This window comes from Nocardia sp. Tas62D01 (assembly GCF_055232035.1).
In genome coordinates this window covers 1-15,866 of sequence record NZ_JBUYUZ010000002.1, presented here as the reverse complement: position 1 = coordinate 15,866, position 15,866 = coordinate 1, and the positions used below count along the sequence as shown (strand labels likewise).

Annotated in this window: 11 protein-coding genes; 4 read left to right on the top strand and 7 right to left on the bottom strand. The window is 65.3% G+C overall.

Annotated elements, in window-relative coordinates:
• Positions 1–136 precede the first annotated feature (136 nt).
• Positions 137–4,843 carry a beta strand repeat-containing protein gene (locus tag ACV7NQ_RS47530; RefSeq protein ID WP_463366166.1) on the bottom strand — a complete coding sequence of 1,569 codons (4,707 nt, stop codon included), beginning with the start codon at positions 4,841–4,843 and terminating at the stop codon, positions 137–139.
• An 846-nt stretch (positions 4,844–5,689) separates the two neighbouring features.
• On the opposite strand from ACV7NQ_RS47530, the gene ACV7NQ_RS47525 reads away from it, so the two are divergent.
• The 3 genes from ACV7NQ_RS47525 to ACV7NQ_RS47515 all read left to right on the top strand — a co-directional run bounded on the left by ACV7NQ_RS47525 (position 5,690) and on the right by ACV7NQ_RS47515 (position 8,235).
• Positions 5,690–6,343, top strand: a complete 654-nt coding sequence (locus ACV7NQ_RS47525) for a LuxR C-terminal-related transcriptional regulator (RefSeq protein ID WP_463366165.1) — start codon at positions 5,690–5,692, stop codon at positions 6,341–6,343.
• Positions 6,344–7,357: 1,014 nt separating this feature from the next.
• Positions 7,358–7,588, top strand: coding sequence for a hypothetical protein (locus ACV7NQ_RS47520; protein ID WP_463366164.1), 231 nt, complete (start codon positions 7,358–7,360; stop codon positions 7,586–7,588).
• Positions 7,589–7,920: 332 nt separating this feature from the next.
• Positions 7,921–8,235, top strand: a complete 315-nt coding sequence (locus ACV7NQ_RS47515) for a hypothetical protein (RefSeq protein ID WP_463366163.1) — start codon at positions 7,921–7,923, stop codon at positions 8,233–8,235.
• 37 nt (positions 8,236–8,272) lie between these two features.
• Here ACV7NQ_RS47515 and ACV7NQ_RS47510 read toward each other — a convergent pair whose 3' ends face one another.
• Positions 8,273–8,644 carry a hypothetical protein gene (locus ACV7NQ_RS47510; protein WP_463366162.1) on the bottom strand — a complete coding sequence of 124 codons (372 nt, stop codon included), beginning with the start codon at positions 8,642–8,644 and terminating at the stop codon, positions 8,273–8,275.
• On the bottom strand, positions 8,644–9,501 hold the full coding sequence (locus ACV7NQ_RS47505; RefSeq protein ID WP_463366161.1) for a glycoside hydrolase domain-containing protein: 858 nt from the start codon (positions 9,499–9,501) through the stop codon (positions 8,644–8,646). Before ACV7NQ_RS47505 ends, ACV7NQ_RS47510 begins: the two co-directional genes overlap by 1 nt.
• 652 nt (positions 9,502–10,153) lie before the next feature.
• On the opposite strand from ACV7NQ_RS47505, the gene ACV7NQ_RS47500 reads away from it, so the two are divergent.
• Positions 10,154–10,897, top strand: a complete 744-nt coding sequence (locus ACV7NQ_RS47500) for an IPT/TIG domain-containing protein (RefSeq protein ID WP_463366160.1) — start codon at positions 10,154–10,156, stop codon at positions 10,895–10,897.
• 299 nt (positions 10,898–11,196) lie between these two features.
• Here the strand turns inward: ACV7NQ_RS47500 and ACV7NQ_RS47495 are convergent, their stop codons facing one another.
• From ACV7NQ_RS47495 to ACV7NQ_RS47480, 4 genes are all read right to left on the bottom strand, one after another.
• A complete protein-coding gene (locus ACV7NQ_RS47495; RefSeq protein WP_463366159.1) occupies positions 11,197–11,865 on the bottom strand; it encodes a recombinase family protein in 669 nt (222 codons plus the stop codon).
• A 1,050-nt stretch (positions 11,866–12,915) separates the two neighbouring features.
• A complete protein-coding gene (locus ACV7NQ_RS47490; RefSeq protein ID WP_463357687.1) occupies positions 12,916–13,329 on the bottom strand; it encodes a hypothetical protein in 414 nt (137 codons plus the stop codon).
• A 214-nt stretch (positions 13,330–13,543) separates the two neighbouring features.
• Positions 13,544–14,452 (bottom strand): recombinase family protein, encoded by a 909-nt coding sequence (locus tag ACV7NQ_RS47485; protein WP_463357686.1) that lies wholly within the window; start codon positions 14,450–14,452, stop codon positions 13,544–13,546.
• Positions 14,453–14,612: 160 nt separating this feature from the next.
• On the bottom strand, positions 14,613–15,866 hold a 1,254-nt coding region (locus ACV7NQ_RS47480; protein ID WP_463366158.1), incomplete at its 5' end, for a TniQ family protein.

Genomic DNA, 15,866 nt, shown 5'->3' with positions numbered 1-15,866 from the left:
CCACTGACAGCCCATCGCCGCTCGACTTTCAGCCGCTGGCGCCGGATCGGGCGGATCTGCTCCTCGACCCCCTTCTACCGCGACGCGGCTGGGCCGTCGGCAATAGCGCACCGACGGCCCAGCCGAACTACAGCGGTCAGATATAGGTGTAGGCGACCGCGTTGCTGGTGCCACCTGGTGTGGTCGCGGTGACCAGCACGGTTCCGGTTCCTGCCGGGGTGACCGCGGTGATCTGTGTTGCGGAGTCCACGGTGAACGACGCTGCCGGTGTGGCACCGAAATTGACTGCTGTCGCACCCGACAGCCCCGTCCCGGTGAGCACGACCGTTGTCCCGCCGGTCACCGGACCGACGTTCGGCACCACCGTGATCAAAGTCGGCACTGCGACATAGGTGTAGGCGACACCATTACTCGTCCCGCCCACAGTGGTGACAGCCACCGACACGGTCCCGACCCCCGCCGGGGCGAACGCAGTGATCTGGGTCGACGAGTCCACGGTGAACGACACCGCCGGTGTGGCACCGAAAGTGACCACACTCGCACCCGACAGCCCCGTCCCGGTGAGCACGACCGTTGTCCCGCCGGTCACCGGCCCGGAATTGGGAGCGATGCCGGTCAGCGCGGGCGCCGCCACATAGGTGTAGGCGACCGCGTTGCTGGTGCCACCTGGTGTGGTCGCGGTGACCAGCACGGTTCCGGTTCCTGCCGGGGTGACCGCGGTGATCTGCGTTGCCGAGTTGACCGTGAACGACGCTGCCGGTGTGGCACCGAAATTGACTGCTGTCGCACCCGACAGCCCCGTCCCGGTGAGCACGACCGTTGTCCCGCCGGTCACCGGACCGACGTTCGGCACCACCGTGATCAAAGTCGGCACCGCGACATAGGTGTAGGCGACACCATTACTCGTCCCGCCCACAGTGGTGACAGCCACCGACACGGTCCCGACCCCCGCCGGGGCGAACGCAGTGATCTGGGTCGACGAGTCCACGGTGAACGACACCGCCGGTGTGGCACCGAAAGTGACCACACTCGCACCCGACAGCCCCGTCCCGGTGAGCACGACCGTTGTCCCGCCGGTCACCGGCCCGGAATTGGGAGCGATGCCGGTCAGGGTGGGAACCGCCACATAGGTGTAGGCGACCGCGTTGCTGGTGCCACCTGGTGTGGTCGCGGTGACCAGCACGGTTCCGGTTCCTGCCGGGGTGACCGCGGTGATCTGCGTTGCCGAGTTGACCGTGAACGACGCTGCCGGTGTGGCACCGAAATTGACTGCTGTCGCACCCGACAGCCCCGTCCCGGTGAGCACGACCGTTGTCCCGCCGGTCACCGGACCGACGTTCGGCACCACCGTGATCAAAGTCGGCACTGCGACATAGGTGTAGGCGACACCATTACTCGTCCCGCCCACAGTGGTGACAGCCACCGACACGGTCCCGACCCCCGCCGGGGCGAACGCAGTGATCTGGGTCGACGAGTCCACGGTGAACGACACCGCCGGTGTGGCACCGAAAGTGACCACACTCGCACCCGACAGCCCCGTCCCGGTGAGCACGACCGTTGTCCCGCCGGTCACCGGCCCGGAATTGGGAGCGATGCCGGTCAGGGTGGGAACCGCCACATAGGTGTAGGCGACCGCGTTGCTGGTGCCACCTGGTGTGGTCGCGGTGACCAGCACGGTTCCGGTTCCTGCCGGGGTGACCGCGGTGATCTGCGTTGCCGAGTCCACGGTGAACGACGCTGCCGGTGTGGCACCGAAATTGACTGCTGTCGCACCCGACAGCCCCGTCCCGGTGAGCACGACCGTTGTCCCGCCGGTCACCGGACCGACGTTCGGCACCACCGTGATCAAAGTCGGCACTGCGACATAGGTGTAGGCGACACCATTACTCGTCCCGCCCACAGTGGTGACAGCCACCGACACGGTCCCGACCCCCGCCGGGGCGAACGCAGTGATCTGGGTCGACGAGTCCACGGTGAACGACACCGCCGGTGTGGCACCGAAAGTGACCACACTCGCACCCGACAGCCCCGTCCCGGTGAGCACGACCGTTGTCCCGCCGGTCACCGGCCCGGAATTGGGAGCGATGCCGGTCAGCGCGGGCGCCGCCACATAGGTGTAGGCGACCGCGTTGCTGGTGCCACCTGGTGTGGTCGCGGTGACCAGCACGGTTCCGGTTCCTGCCGGGGTGACCGCGGTGATCTGTGTTGCGGAGTCCACGGTGAACGACGCTGCCGGTGTGGCACCGAAATTGACTGCTGTCGCACCCGACAGCCCCGTCCCGGTGAGCACGACCGTTGTCCCGCCGGTCACCGGACCGACGTTCGGCACCACCGTGATCAAAGTCGGCACTGCGACATAGGTGTAGGCGACACCATTACTCGTCCCACCCACAGTGGTGACAGCCACCGACACGGTCCCGGCCGACCCGGCAGGCGTCACCGCCGTGATCTGGGTCGCGGAGTCCACGGCGAACGACGCCGCCGGTGTGCCACCGAAACTCACCCCTGTCGCACCCGACAGGTTCGTCCCGGTGAGGGTGACGGTCGTCCCGCCGGCCACCAACCCGGAAGTCGGACTGATCGCGGTCAGGGTGGGAACCGCGGCATAGGTGAAGGAGACACCGTCAACAGTTCCACCTCCGGTGGTGACGGTGACCAGCACCGTCCCGGCCGAATGGGCTGGGGTGACGGCGGTGATCTGCGTCGACGAGTTGACCGTGAACGACGCCGCCGGTGTGGCACCGAAATTGACTGCTGTCGCACCCGACAGGTTCGTACCCGTGAGCACGACCGTCGTACCACCGGACACCGGCCCGGAATTGGGAGCGATGCCGGTCAGCGCGGGCGCCGCCACATAGGTGTAGGCGACACCATTACTCGTCCCACCCACAGTGGTGACAGCCACCGACACGGTCCCGGCCGACCCGGCAGGCGTCACCGCCGTGATCTGGGTCGCGGAGTCCACGGCGAACGACGCCGCCGGTGTGCCACCGAAACTCACCCCTGTCGCACCCGACAGGTTCGTCCCGGTGAGGGTGACGGTCGTCCCGCCGGCCACCAACCCGGAAGTCGGACTGATCGCGGTCAGGGTGGGAACCGCGGCATAGGTGAAGGAGACACCGTCAACAGTTCCACCTCCGGTGGTGACGGTGACCAGCACCGTCCCGGCCGAATGGGCTGGGGTGACGGCGGTGATCTGCGTCGACGAGTTGACCGTGAACGACGCCGCCGGTGTGGCACCGAAATTGACTGCTGTCGCACCCGACAGGTTCGTACCCGTGAGCACGACCGTCGTACCACCGGACACCGGCCCGGAATTGGGAGCGATGCCGGTCAGCGCGGGCGCCGCCACATAGGTGTAGGCGACACCATTACTCGTCCCACCCACAGTGGTGACAGCCACCGACACGGTCCCGGCCGACCCAGCAGGCGTCACCGCCGTGATCTGGGTCGCGGAGTCCACGGCGAACGACGCCGCCGGTGTGCCACCGAAACTCACCCCTGTCGCACCCGACAGGTTCGTCCCGGTGAGGGTGACGGTCGTCCCGCCGGTCACCGGCCCGGAATTGGGAGCGATGCCGGTCAGGGTGGGAACCGCCACATAGGTGTAGGCGACCGCGTTGCTGGTGCCACCTGGTGTGGTCGCGGTGACCAGCACGGTTCCGGTTCCTGCCGGGGTGGCGGCGGTGATCTGCGTCGACGAGTTGACGGTGAACGAAGTCGCCGGTGTGCCACCGAAACTCACCGCGGTGGCACCCGTCAGTCCCGTTCCGGTGAGCACGACTGTCGTCCCACCGGCCACCGGACCGGCGTTGGGCACCACCGTGGTCAGCGTCGGCACCGCCGCATAGGTGTAGGAGACCCCGTTGCTGGTTCCACCCACGGTGGTGACGGTGACCAGTATCGTTCCGGCCGCACCGGCTGGGGCGACGGCGGTGATCTGCGTCGACGAGTTGACGGTGAACGAGGTTGCCGGTGTCCCACCGAAACTGACCGCGGTCGCACCGGTCAGGGCTGTGCCGGTCAGCACGACCGTGGTCCCACCTGCCACCGGACCGGCGTTCGGGGCGATTGTGGTGAGGGTGGGCACCGCGACGTAGGTGTAGGAGACCCCGGTGCTGGTTCCACCCACGGTGGTGACCGTGACCAGTACAGTCCCGGCCGCACCGGCGGGAGCGACGGCGGTGATCTGCGTGGCGGAGTTCACGACGAACGAAGTCGCCGGGGTGGCACCGAAATTCACTGCGGTGGCTCCGGTCAGTCCCGTTCCGGTGAGCACGACGGTGGTCCCACCGGTCACCGAACCGACATTCGGCACGACCGTAGCCAGGGTGGGGACTGCGACGTAGGTGTAGGAGACGCCGTTGCTGGTTCCGCTGGCTGTGGTGACCGTAACTGACACCGTCCCGACTGAATGGGCAGGCGTCACCGCCGTGATCTGCGTCGACGAGTTGACGGTGAACGAAGTCGCCGGTGTGCCACCGAAGCTCACTGCGGTCGCACCGGTCAGGTTCGTCCCGGTGAGCACGACCGTGGTCCCACCGGCCGCCGACCCCGAGGCCGGACTGATGCTGGTCAAGGTAGGAACCGCAGCATAGGTGTAGGGCAGCGGGTTGCTCGTGCCGTCCAGCAGTGCCTGTACGGTGACGTTCACCGTGCCGGTTCCAGGCGGGGCGATGGCGGTGATCTGGGTATTGGAGTCGATGGTGAATGTGGTTGCCGTCGTGCCGAACCGGACAGTCAAGGGACCGACACCGCTGAATCCGGAGCCGGTGATGATTACAGAGTTGAAACCCGCTGCAGGGCCGGACGAGGGTGTCAGCGAGGTGATTGCAGGTGCCATTTCTTGCCTCTAATCAGTGATCAGCGAAAAGGGTTGTCCCGCAGCAGCACAGGCCTGGGTCGTGACACCGCTTATACCCAGTAACCCTCCAGCGGAGGCACTTTGGCAATGCATTCCCGGTCCGTTTTCGTCCGGTTTGTATCCGTTTTCGGGTTCGGCCGGTCGCCCGTTCGGTGGGTGCAGTACACGGCGCCGGTGTTTGCGCGGGTGCATCCCGACGAGGACGGGTGGGGTACCGACCTTTCCAAGGTGATCGGGGTCCCGGTAGCAATGGCGGAAATCCAACGAAGTTGCCTGTCGCCATGGATAGGGGCCTGTTATCCCCTGGCGACACCAGAACCGACCAGCGGCAACACCTCTCGCGCAGCGCGCGAGTCGACCCTGCTATCTGTGCCAGCCCCAGAGCGCTGAACAGGGGATACGTCCATTTCCGTTGTTTTTTGCGCGAAAACTACCGGTACCCCTAAACCGATCGGTTTACCGACACCACGCAGATGAGGCCGAAACCCCGGTCGATCTCGTCGGACGAGTGTCTAAAAAACATGTCGAAAACCCTTGCTGTCCAACCCGACTCTCTTGGGTCCCCTGGACTTCGCCACGCACTCACCAACATTCTCTGGACCTCGCCAACATTCTCTGGACACGACACCTGATTCGACGCTCATGGGTTCCCGGCCGGTTGCTGGCGGTCATGCGGTTGTCCCATGGATGTCCCCTCGCCGCAGCCTCGTTGACCTGCGGCGAGCGCGCGAGAATGGGAAGCATGCTCCGCGCGGAGGGACGGCTGGGGGGAGGTTGGCGATGTTCAATGAGACGCACGCCGTTCGCCGATGCGGAGAATTTTCCTTGCGGATAGTCATCGTCGCGCCGATCCGGCTGTACCGCGAGGGGGTGGCGTCGGTGCTGTCCGCGCTCGGCGGCATCGAGGAGGTCGCCACGTGCGAGCAGGTCGTCGACGGACTCCGTCTCGCTCATCGAGTCGTTCCGCATATCCTCCTGTTGGACATGTCCGCGGTGAGCAGTTCGGCGGCCGCACGCCTATTCTCCAGAGAATTACCAGAGATCAAGATAGTCGCTCTCGCGCTCCCCGAAACCGAGCAGAGTGTCGTCGCCTGTGCGGAATCAGGGGTGATCGGATACGTCCCGCGCGAAGGATCCATCGAGGATCTCATTGCGGTGGTATGGCATGTGGCACAGGGAGAAACGCTGTGCTCACCGGTTATCGCGGCCGGGCTGATGCGTCGAGTCGCCACTCTCGCCAACGACCATCGCCTCCACCGCCCGCGGCTGACCGCGCGCGAGTTGGAGGTCGCCGATCACATCGCGCTCGGACTGAGTAACCGTGCGATCGCCACACGCTTGGGAATCGAGTTGTGCACCGTAAAGAATCATGTGCACCACATCCTGGCAAAACTCGGCGCGGCCCAGCGCGCAGACGTACGAAGCCCCTCGGCAGCTGAATCCGATCTCTCCCGGACCACCCGGCCCGCACCGATTTGACCGATCGGTCCGGATCTGGGTTCACCCGAAAACGGATCCGGGGATTCATTGCCCGGGTACCGGTGCAGGGGCGTTACTGGGGGTGGCAACCGAATACGCCGGAAAGGGGCCGCGACCGGGTGTAGTACCTTTTCCAGATCGTCGGCGAACAGGTCGATAGCGTGTCGCGCATGACAAGCACAGACCGCGTGGCTCGATAGCAGGCGATGGTGGACGAGTTGACCCAGCTGATCCGAACGGCCGGAACGTCGACGTTCGAGGCCCGCGAGCACGATGTCCTCAACCGGGTGCACCAGGAGTATTTCGCCGCGGTGGCGGATCTATCGTGATCGGGAAGCTGAGTGCCACGTGTTCGGAAAGCGATCGTCTGGCGAACGCGAACACGGGGCTTGAGCAGCAACCGACCGGCCAACGGCGATAGCGAGGCGGGTTGAGCGGAGTTACCGCCGTCGAGCGTTCGGATGCGGTTGAGGCTGGGTGGGGTGGAGTTGTCCTGTCTTATCGAAATTGAGGCACCTCACTGGCGTTGACCTGTGGTGCCTCAACATATCGAGACGGCGAATGGCGGGTTCGTCTCATTGAACATGAGGCAAATCGTCGGATTGGCGTGGTCCTGTTGTCCCGTGACAGCGAATCTTCCGAGCCGACAGATCCATGGCGATGGTGCCGAATACCGAACACTTGTATACGGGCCCTTACCAGTAGCAGCATCACAGCATCACGTTCGAACCCATTGCCGCCCAGCAGCATCCAGAAACCTCGTTTGCTTAGCGCCGGATTTCGCTCACTTGGCCCTCGACCCCCATCAACCGCGTTATCCGGATCTATGTGACGAATCGCCGCTGCTTTCGACGCGCTCGGCCGGCAGATAAGACAACACCTATTGTTGGAGCCTGCAAATGCGGGTGGCGAGACGTCGGCCCGGGACGACAGACGCCTTCAGTACCCAGTTCGACCACCCGGACGAGAGACCAACGCAAGTAGTGCACGACTTCGATTCGAAGGAGGACACCCGTGCGATTCGTCAAAACATGTGCTATCGGTCTGGCACTCGCCTGTTCAACCATCCTTGGAGCCGGTGCGGCATACGCCGACCAAACCATCACCGTCACCGCAAAACTGCTGGATTGCTCCGTCCAAACCGGGGTGGTCTTGGATGCGCTGGCGACTGTCCGTGCTGGCGCCACCATCACTGTCTCCGACCAGGTGTACGCCAAACTCAAGGCTGCTGCCTGTCTCCTCTGAGCCCAGTTAGCCAGGAGGTCGTCTTGCCCGTCGCAGGCGACGGGCAAGACGACTTTCGTATCACCACTGACTTTCGTTACCGATATTCGATGATGGGGATGTAGGGCGTCAGTTGGGGTTCCCGTAGAACTCGCCGAATTTCGGGCGGATATGACGCGGCCCGGATCATCGGATGTCAATCCGAAGTCTCAGGGCCCGCTGGACAGCCGTCAGGAAATACCTGGTGGGCGGCCTATTCTGACGCACTTCGAATGCCCGCTGGATGTGACGCTGAGGTAGACCCGAGCGCCACGCCTTTCAGCGCGAAAGACCGCCTCTGACCAGCATTTCCGTTGTTTTTCCGCCGATGCTACGGCGACCCCGAGTTCCTCGCCACCTGGAACAGCGAGCATCAACCGCAGGCCCTCACGGTCGACGGCGACCCGAACCAGCTCCGCACGCTCGGCGAGATCGCCCGACTCGCCGGGCTCGCCGGAAAGACCGTCACCCAATACCGGGAATTCCTCGACGCTCACACCATCCATGAGGACCGCGGCAAGCGCCGCTTCTACCGAACTGGCGACGTCCTCGACGATCTGGAAGGTCCACCGGCCGGGCAGGACGTTGCGGCCGACTCTGGCGCTGACCGCAGACGCCGCCGGGACTGACCGCTAGGTGTGGGCTGTATCGGCGCCGCATGGGAGATCACTGCTCCGATTCGTTCGGCTGTGGGTCGGGTCCGGGCTGGGAGACGGACGGTTGTGGCGGCAATGTCAGCGGTGGCGTCGCGTGCGCATGCCGGGTGATCGCGATCGCGGCCTTGTGGATCGCCTCGATCGCAGGTGCGGCGTCTTGGATCATGGCGTCGATCCGCTCGATGAGCGGCTCGTTCCTGATGAGCCGGATGAGAGCGGTTTTGGCGATACCGAGCACCGCGAGCGCGATCGACAGGACGACAGCGACACCGTGGTACTGCGTGGGCGCGAGACTGATCAGCGCGATGATCGCGGTGGTGGTGGTGATCATCTCACCGACCCCGGTGATGATGGCGTGGTAGCAGGGGGCGATCCGGACCATTACGCACCCACTTTCGCGGCGACCCGGTCGAGCAGGGTGATCAGGGTCGCGTTCTGGGCCTGCAGGGCCGACAACGCTGTTTCGGCGCGGGCGACGCGGCCATCGAGCCATGACAGCAGTTGCCAGACCGGCATCCCCACGTTCGGGCCGTTGCTGCCGTCAGGCGCCACCAGCTGGCCCTGGGCGTTGTATTGGGTGGGGACCGTGGCGTCGAGCCAGCCGGTTGACGGCATGTTGGAAGGCATCGTGTCCTGCTCGGGTTCGGTCACCGACCATTGGCCGTAGTCGCTGACGGTGGATTCGTTGATGTCGCATCCGACGCCGTCGACGGTTGCGTAGCCCCAGCTGTTGCGTTGGATGATCTGTGCTCGCGGGTCGAGGTTGCCGCCCGACCATGCCTCGGTCTGCCAGCCCCACTGCGCGACACCGGCATCGAGGGCGCGTGACAACGGCCAATAGCCCGCGTAGATGCCGGTGTGCGCGACGCCGAGCACGGACCCGATGCCGGTGAGGTAGGCGTTGATGGCGTCCTGTTGTTGCGGCGTCGCGTCGAAATCGACCGAGAAGTAGATAGGTCGGTTCGGTGATCCGCCGCACGCGATCACTCGAGCGAGGGCGGCTTCCGCGTCGGTGACGCCCCGGGCGTAGCCGCCGAGTGCGGCGTCGGCGGTGGTTTCCCAGTTGGCGACGATGTCGATGCCGTTGGCACCCAATGCGGCGGCCTCGGCGGGCAGCAGCAGCTTGCCGGGCAGACCCGGGCCCCCGTCGGTCAGATAGCGGCAGACAAAGCTGTATCCGGCCGCGGCGATAGCGGCGGGGTCGGGGCGGCCCCCCGCGTAATCGAGACCTCTGAGCATGACCGTCCTCCAATGACGTCGGTGACGTCGGTGTAACCGCCCCACCGCCAACAGCAGGCCCCGCGGTCGATGGGCTCCCACATCGGTGAGCCCTACGGGCTTGACCGTGGGACCGGGTCATATCGGTCCTCTGCACCGTGGGGTGCCGACTCTTGTGATGGGGTGGCTACATTCAGTAACGCCCCGACACAGGTACCCGGGCAATGAATCCCCGGATCCATCTTCGGATGAACCCAGATCCGGACCGTTCGGCCTGATCTGGCGAAAGCTGGTAATCCGGCACCGGGGCCCGAACAGGCTGATGACGGGAAGCTGTTGCGAGACAACCGAATAACCGACCGGTCTTGCTTGCGCGTGCGGTGATCGAGGCGGGGCTGATGCATCGAGACCACCCACACCGACCCAGACCTGCGGCGGCCGTGGGAGATCGCGCGAGTTGCGGGTCGCCGATCACATCGCTATCGGCTTGGGTAGCCATGCGATCGCCGTGATCGTCGGGCGAACCGATCGGTGCACAACATCCTGGAGAAGCTCGGCGCGACTCAGCGCGCAGACGTAGCGGAGCCCCTCGGGGGCTGAATCCGATCCCTCCCGGACCCACCCGGCCCGCAACTGATTTGACCGATCGGTCCGGATCCGGGTTCATCCGAAGATGGATCCGGGGGTTCATTGCCGAAGTGCCTCGGCTGGAGGGTTACTGGATATAGCGGTGTCACGACAAGATCGGCATCCGCTGCAGGATAACCCTTTCACCCCCTCACCGTTTGGCGGTAGACCCATGGCACCTGTTCTCACTACTCTTACACCTTCTTTCGGCCCTGTATCGGGTTTCAACTCTGTGGTGATCACCGGCTCCGGGTTCAGCGGTGTCGGTCCGTTGACTGTGCGCTTCGGCACGACGGCAACCACATTCACCATCGACTCCAATACCCAGATCACGGCCATCGCCCCGCCTGGGACGGGCACGGTAAACGTCACCGTCACCGCAAATCTGGACGGCACGAGCAACCCGCTGCCCTACATCTATGGCCCCGGCCTTGTCTACGCCAGCGATGGCATCAACCCCGGCACGGTGTATTCGATGCCGGCAACCGGCGGCATAGCAACCCCCGTGGTGACCGGCCTGAATGCGCCCATGGGTCTGGCCCGCGTCGGTAACACCCTCTACATCGCCGAATTCGGGGCCAACAGGGTGGTGTCGGTGCCGGTAACCGGCGGCGCGGTAACCCCCCTGGTGACGACCGGTCTGTCGGGCCCTGTCGATGTCACCGTTTCCGGTAGCACCCTGTTCATCACCGACAGCGGCAACCTGAGGGTGGTGTCGGCACCGATCGGCGGCGGTAGCCCCACCTTGGTCGCCAGCGTCCCCACCGGCGCATTCGGTGTCACGGTTTAAGCCTCAGGAGGACTACTGAATTATTCGCGTGTCGTCCCCGGCCAGCCTGTGGCTGGCCGGGGACAATCGTATGATGCGGGGTGCGGGTGCGCTGAATTCGCCGGCAATCGGGGGAGGTCCAGGCACCCGGAATCCGGCGCTAGCCGAATGAAACCGCCTCCGGCCAGGCGTTTTAACGGTCGGGAAGACCGAAGTCGTGAAATCCGGCGCTAAAGTTCACGATGCTTGAGCGCGCGGTCTGACCAGCCCGGCCGGACGCTGACCCCCGCCGAGGTTCACATCTCCGCCCCTACCGGTGGTCAGCTCTCGATGGCCACGCGTGCACCGCTGCCGAGTTCGGGGATGTGTTTGTAGAGGGTGCCGCGCGAGACTCCGAGCAGCCTCGCTACCGACGACACCGTTTCCTCCGGTCGGGTGAGGATGGCGCGTGCCTGACGGATCTGTTCGGCGGTCATGGCTGGTGGCCGCCCGAGGCGTTGTCCGCGGGCGCGGGCGGCGGCCAGGCCCTCGTTGGTGCCGTCGACGATCAGTTCGCGAATGAATTCCGCCAGCGCGGCGAAGACATGGAACACCAACCGGCCGCCCGGGGTGGTGGTATCGAGGGCTTCGTGCAGGGACCGGAATCCGATGCCGCGCTTGCGAAGTCCGGCGACGATCGAGATCAGGTCCTGCAGGGAGCGGCCGAGCCGATCCAGCGACGGCACCACGAGGGTGTCGCCGGGGCGCAGGTAATCCAGGCAAGCCCACAACTCTTCGCGCTCGGCGTTCTTGCCGGACTTCTTGTCGGTGAAGATCCGCTGGCACCCGGCCGCGGTGAGCGCGGCGAGCTGGCGGTCGAGCAGCTGGCCTTTGGTCGACACTCGCCCGTAGCCGACGAGGGCACCGCCTCCGCCGATCGGATCGAGCGCGTCACCGTCGAGGGTGAGCGGTTCGGCGATATCGAGGGCGCGGGTCTGACTGGCTGCCATGCCCCGGACTGTACGAGAAAGGTCCGACAGGACTTGTTGAACACCAATCGTTTTCGACACGTTTGTTGAACACTGGTCCAGCGCGGTCGTCCTGCCGAATCTGTCGATGTTCGAAGTTGTCTGCACTGATGTTCGGAGTGCTCTGCACTGCGCATTCAGGGGCCTGCCGAACAGCGACAGTGGGCGGCAGAACCGAGTGGGCGAGGTGATTCGAGAACGCGGGCACGCCATCAGAAGGGTTAAACGCGGGTTAAACTAGTCAATTCGGGCAGTTGCGGTGCGTGCAGCCCGGCGGGCCATCGAGTCGGCAGCGCCGGACGTTTTTCTCGGCTTGGTTTGTGGTCGTTCGTGATGTCGGTCGATGTGGATACGCTGCGGGTATGGCCCTGTCGATGGAGTGCAGCGACGTCCGGTGGGCGCTGGCCGCCGCGCTCGATGTCGATCTCGACGTCGCCGACGACTACCCGATTGCGGACTATCTGTCCGAACCCGATGACGATGATCCGACGTATGACTGGCGGCCGTCGGTGATGGCGTTCGATATGAGCGGCGTCCCGGGACAAAACCGATGTCGCCTGGATCGCGTGGCCCGGCTGATTCCACACCGTCCACAACACCGCGGCGAGGTCTGCGCGCGGCCGGCAGATGTTCGATCCGCACGGGTGTGGAAGGCTCTGCCAGTCCCGGCCCGTGGCTGCGACCCGGGCCCTGCACGTGCGCGTTCTGACGTTGTACCAGCAGAGGCAGACCCCAGCCGAGATCGCGACGACCGTCGCCTGCTCGGTCGATGAGATAGAGCGGATCATCATGTTCCACCGGTGAAAACCGGCTGGTTCGGTGTGGCCGGGATCTGGTGCAGGCAGTCCAGAGTGAGATGTCAGTAGAATTCGTCACCGGATGTCAGTTCCGACTTGCCTGTTCGGGGATGCAAGGCGAAGTTCAGAGATGCGTTACAAAGAGGGCAGACTGCAGTAGCTGCAGGAAGCCAGGGATGCCCGCGACCAGTCCCTGGGATTGCGGGCATCCTGCCGTAAATGTGCTTGGCGGCGATCAGCGGCAGTGCGAAGGCTCCGAATACCAGACGTTCCACCCCGGATCAGAGGCGCCTCCCCAGATGATGCAGACACCCGGAGCGGTCACCTTCACCGGGCCAGCGTAGTTAGTGTATTCGCCCTCGTCATTGATGTTGCTGTAAATTCCGTCTACGTCTTTCGCGATGGAAGCCAACATCATGGTTTTGGTTCCGGGGTTGTTCTTCGTCGTGACTACGCAGTCGGTGGTGCCGTTGTAGAGCAGGTGGATACGTGCGCCGGGGATGTCGTGGTGATCGATTTCGTGGTAGTTGCTGCCGCATGCCTCGGCCGGGGTCGCTACCGCATTCGCCGGGCCGGCCACAGCTATTGAGCCAGCGACGACCGCCGACGCGGCGAAGGCCAGCCTGACTGCCTGGGTGAGTGTGCGCATCTACTCCACATTCGTTCTGTGCCCGCTGGTGCGGACAAAAGCTAGAAAATATGAGATAGATATCGTACGAGTCACATTCAACCGATCGCGTCGATCGCCTCCCCAGTGGTGGTTGGTTGTGGCACCCCGACAGGGGCGAGGCGCATCCATGAGCCCGTCCCGGCGCAGGCGGGCGTGTGATGTTGGGGCACATCCGAACACCCGCTCATGATCATCATGTAGTCGCGTTGTGCAGTCGATCCCGGTAGATCCGGTATGCCTTGCGGTCGGCGGCCGACGCGCTCTCACCGACTGTTTCGGCAGCAGCCAGTAGCGTCCGGTGGACGTGCGGCGGCGCGGTGACGTGCAGGCTGTAGCCCTGTCCGCGTCGTATCTCCCGGCTCTGTTGCAGAGCGCGGCGCTCGGTTTCGCCGAGGTCGGCGGTATGGCCGGTCAGGTGGCGGGCGATCTTGCCCGGGATCTCGATCCGGATCGGGCCCGGTTCGTCCATGCGGGCGGGTGCGGGTTGTTCGGGGCGGCCGGGCAGAAGGTCGGCGAGGGCGGTGCGGATCGCAACTCGGCTCACCTGGTGCCGGCGGGCCAGAGCAGCGATTGTCGCCCCTTCGCGGAATTCCTGGCGTACCTGGTCCAACGCCCCGTTCGTGGCGACCTGTGGGCGGCGTCCGGATCGGGCGCCTTGTGCCCAGGCGGCGGCCAGGCCCTCGCGGGTGAGTTCGTTTTGCAGGTCGCGCTGGAATTGGCCGACCGAGATCAGCACGTTGACCAGCATGGTGGTGGTCGCGTCGGCCGCGGCAAGATCGGTGATGCCCGATAGCGCCCCGGACAGGACCCGCAGCTTCACCCCGTGCAGCCGGCACCAGTCGCGCACGGTGAGGATGTCGGCGAGGTCGCGGCACAGCCGGTACAGCTCGGACACGGTGAGCTGGTCACCGGGGCGCGCATATCCGGCCAGCCGACGGAACCCGTCGCGTTCGAGTGCGGGGATCTTCGATGAGGTGGCCGGGTCGGCGAACAATTGCACACCGTCTGCGCCGTCGACGAGACCGGCCTCGCCGATCAGGTGGGTCTGGCGTGCGGTGCTTTGCTCGTCGGTGGACACCCGTGTGTAGACGAGTTCGGCCATCGCAGCGCCCTTTCACCTCGACCCGATTAGCTTCCATTCACCGTTCTATCTGTCGTCAAACCCTGTCGTCAATCGGGAACGGACCGCATTGGATCGATTGCGCCGTTTCCGCATGATCCGGACGGCGCGGAAGCCGCACTGACTACATGTCTTCAAAGGGTCATTTGACGACATCAACGGATCCGTTTCGGCGGTCGGGTGCGCGCTCGCGAGCCTGGACCGACAGGCCATGTCGGTCGCCGATCCACTGGGGGAGGTCGTCCAGGCGCATGCCCATCTTGCGGATCACCGCGAAGACGTCGTCGTCGCACATCGGGCACAGCCGTGTGGCGTACTCGGTCGTCGTGGGCAGGAAGTCGGTGGAGATGCCGAGGATGACGAGAAAGTCGCGTTCGCGCTCGAAGTGCTCCAGTGTCCGGACCGACAGGGTCGCCAGCGCGAGCAACTGCTGCGCGGTCGCCGGATCTACGCGGGCGCGGTCGATCGCCGCGGTCACCTCGGTGATCGCGGTCCTCCAGGCGGTCACCAGCGGTGTCGGTCTGTCGCCCTCGTACACCGGGGTGTGCGGCGGGGTCACCAGCGCCGAGGCGAACTCGCCGTCGGCGGTGATCCGCCGCGCCGCGACGAGGTCGAGCGCGACCGCCGCCGCGTGGCGCATCGCTTCCTGCGTCGGCGGGTCCATCAGTTCGTAGGGTTTCCAGGCGCTCAGCCCGCCGCGCGGCCCGCGGCCGGTGCTCTGCCAGATCAGTTCGAGGCGCGCCTTCGTACGCTGGCGGCGACCGAGCAGGCTGACCTCGTCCAGCAAGCTCCGCAACAACCGCAGCCACACGGCCACGTGGATCGGGCGGCCGGGCAGGCGAACCTGGCCGGTGGCCAGGCCCTCGTAGGTGAGACGGTCCAGCCTTGCCAGCGGTTCGGGAACCGGGATCGGTTGTAGGCGTTCGTGTTCGGGAAGAAGAAGCTTCCACCTATCGCGGTTGTCGATGAGGCGGCATCCGTGCTCGGCACACCCGGTCACCAGCGGCAGTTTCCACGCCAGCGCCTGGGGCCGCGCGGGGTCGGTGGCGCAGACTGGGCAGTGCCGCTGCCGGTATGCGGGACCCGGCATCCAGGGCCCGCGCCAGCGCCGCTCGGTCACATGGTTGCGGCCGGCCTCGCCGGGGCGCAGCAGCACCGAGTTCTGCCGCACGTAGGTGTCGAACACTTCCTGCGCTTCGAAATCGCGCACGCCGGCTTTGTCGAGCAACCACGGCGTCCACCCGCCCAACGTCATTGTCTTCAGGTGTCCGGGATCGACTCCGGTCCGCTCGACCAGCGCTTTCGCCAACGGTTCGGGGACCTCCCACCGGTCGTCCTCGATGAGGTGCGGGGATAGTTCGGGCACGAGGGCGGCGAGCAGTCGTTTGACCGGCAT

Coding starts and splice junctions, on each gene's coding strand:
- ACV7NQ_RS47510 (WP_463366162.1), bottom strand. CDS start 8,644: ATGGTCCGGATCGCCCCCTGCTACCACGCCATCATCACCGGGGTCGGT.
- ACV7NQ_RS47485 (WP_463357686.1), bottom strand. CDS start 14,452: ATGGCCGAACTCGTCTACACACGGGTGTCCACCGACGAGCAAAGCACC.
- ACV7NQ_RS47490 (WP_463357687.1), bottom strand. CDS start 13,329: ATGCGCACACTCACCCAGGCAGTCAGGCTGGCCTTCGCCGCGTCGGCG.
- ACV7NQ_RS47505 (WP_463366161.1), bottom strand. CDS start 9,501: ATGCTCAGAGGTCTCGATTACGCGGGGGGCCGCCCCGACCCCGCCGCT.
- ACV7NQ_RS47530 (WP_463366166.1), bottom strand. CDS start 4,843: ATGGCACCTGCAATCACCTCGCTGACACCCTCGTCCGGCCCTGCAGCG.
- ACV7NQ_RS47495 (WP_463366159.1), bottom strand. CDS start 11,865: ATGGCAGCCAGTCAGACCCGCGCCCTCGATATCGCCGAACCGCTCACC.
- ACV7NQ_RS47500 (WP_463366160.1), top strand. CDS start 10,154: ATGGATCCGGGGGTTCATTGCCGAAGTGCCTCGGCTGGAGGGTTACTG.